Raw genomic sequence first — 2,020 nt, forward strand, 5'->3', positions numbered from 1 at the left:
CCTATGCCTTGTGTGGATTCGCCAACCCGGGCAGTTTGGGTATTCTGATCGGCGGCATTGCTGCCTTGGCGCCCGAGCGGAGAGCCGAGATCGCAAGCATGAGCTGGCGCGCTTTTCTGGGCGGAACGCTCGCCTCATTTATGACGGCCTGTGTGGCGGGCATGCTGGTTTTTGAGTGAGGCTCAGCTCTCTTGATGAGCGGCTGCGCTGCCGGCACGTTTCAATGCTTCTTCCGCTATGAAAGTCGCCCAGCGACCATCCGCCCCGGTGATGGATAAGCTTTCTTTGCCCCTTACAGCAGCAATAAAATGGGCGAGGAGTGCGCCCAAGCCTTTATCCACATGACGGTGTCGGATCCCTATATTGGGGAGCCCGTAGAAGGACAGCCGCTTAAAATCATCGATGACCGAGGTGGTACCGTTGGCGAAGATTTCGATCCGCTCTTTCTCGAGGGCACTGCTTCCGTTGCCGCCATAGAGGACGGTGGCTAAAGATCCTTGGGAAAAACGCAGCGTGACCGTCATGGAGTCTTTATCGAAGGCTGTCTGATCGGTGACCAAAGTCTGCCCTTGTATTTCGACGGGATCATCTTGCAAAAACCATCGTGCGAAATCGAAAAAATGAACGGCTTCGCCGCGGATACGGCCGCCGCCTTCGACGGGATCCAGTGCCCAGTGATTGGGCGGCAAAGGGCCTGCGTTGCATCGATAGATCAGTGTTTTGGGACCGGGTACTGCGCTGCAGGCTTTTTGAGCAGCTACGGCCAAGGGTGCAAAGCGGCGGTTGAAACCGACCGTAAGCAATACCCCTTGTTTTTCAGCTGCAGCGCAAATGTCATCGCAATCGACAACGGTCAAGGCGAGGGGTTTTTCAACAAATACATGTTTGCCTGCCTCTATGGCGGCAAGGGCCATTTCTTTGTGCAGGTGATGACGGGTTGCAATGATTACGGCGTCCACGTTGCTGTCTTGCAGCACTTCACGATAGTCGGTGGTGCAGTAGGCTGCATTGAAACGGGAACCCCACTGCTTGGCTTTTTGGCCCGAGCGATTGGCAACGGCGACCAAGCGGCACGTAGGCAGGGCGGCAAGATTGGGGAGGTGGAACGCGGTGGCAATAGCGCCCGTGCCTATGACAGCGACGCCCATTTGACCCGCGGTTTTGGGTGTGACGCGAAGGGTAAATTTACGTGATGGCTCAGGCGCATCATCAGGCGGATCTTCATGATGGTAGCGAATGAGCGCGGCGAGTACTGCTCCGCCCTTCATAACTTCTTCGTAAGCGTGTTCTGCACGTTCCACCGCTTCGGATAAGCTGATGAGCTGTTTCACCTTCACGCGGCCGGAATCTACCATCCTCAAAAATTCCGCCATATTTCTGCCCTGCGTCCAGCGTACATAGCCGATGGGATAATCAAGTCCGCCCTCTTCATACTGGCGGTCGTAGCGGCCGGGGCCGTAGGAACAGGAAAGCATGAAATCCAATTCATTTTCGTATAGCGCGCCCCGTTCCAAGTGCATGCCCACAGCACCCACGACAACGACGCGTCCTTTACTGCGGCATAGGTGGAGCGCCTGATTGGCGACGCTGCTGTTTTTTGCGGAAGCGCAAACAAGAACGGCGTCAGCGCCATAGCCCGCCGTATATTCTTGAACACTTCTTTCGAGATCTTCGGGCGCGCATACGTGATCGCAGCCTAGAGAGGCGGCAAGATCGCGCCGCGCTTCCACAGGATCACAGCCGATGACATGACAGCCCGCAGCCTGCACTATTTGGAAGGTAATCTGTCCCACAAGACCCAGCCCGATGACCACGAAAGTCTCGCCAAAGCTCGGTTCTGCACGGCGCACGCCTTGCATGGCTATAGCGCCTAAACTTACAAAGGCCGCTTCGTCTAGGGATACATTTTCAGGGACGGGCGTCAGCAGTTGATGGGGCACCACATTGTAGGCGGCATGAGAGGCATAGCCCACGCCGGAACACGCTACGAGATCGCCAACGCGGAAGAGCGGTACATCAG

The 2,020-nt window shown here is 56.4% G+C and carries 2 protein-coding genes; one reads left to right on the forward strand and one right to left on the reverse strand.

Going from position 1 to position 2,020, the window contains the following annotated elements; translation table 11 throughout:
- On the forward strand, window positions 1-179 hold a 179-nt coding region (locus tag GX117_02115; GenBank protein ID NLO32143.1), incomplete at its 5' end, for a NupC/NupG family nucleoside CNT transporter.
- Between the two features lie 3 nt (window positions 180-182).
- Here GX117_02115 and GX117_02120 read toward each other — a convergent pair.
- The coding region (locus GX117_02120; GenBank protein ID NLO32144.1) for a Gfo/Idh/MocA family oxidoreductase at window positions 183-2,020 on the reverse strand (1,838 nt) is incomplete at its 5' end.

The sequence above is a fragment of the Candidatus Hydrogenedentota bacterium genome (assembly GCA_012523015.1).
Lineage (GTDB): Bacteria > Hydrogenedentota > Hydrogenedentia > Hydrogenedentales > CAITNO01 > JAAYBJ01.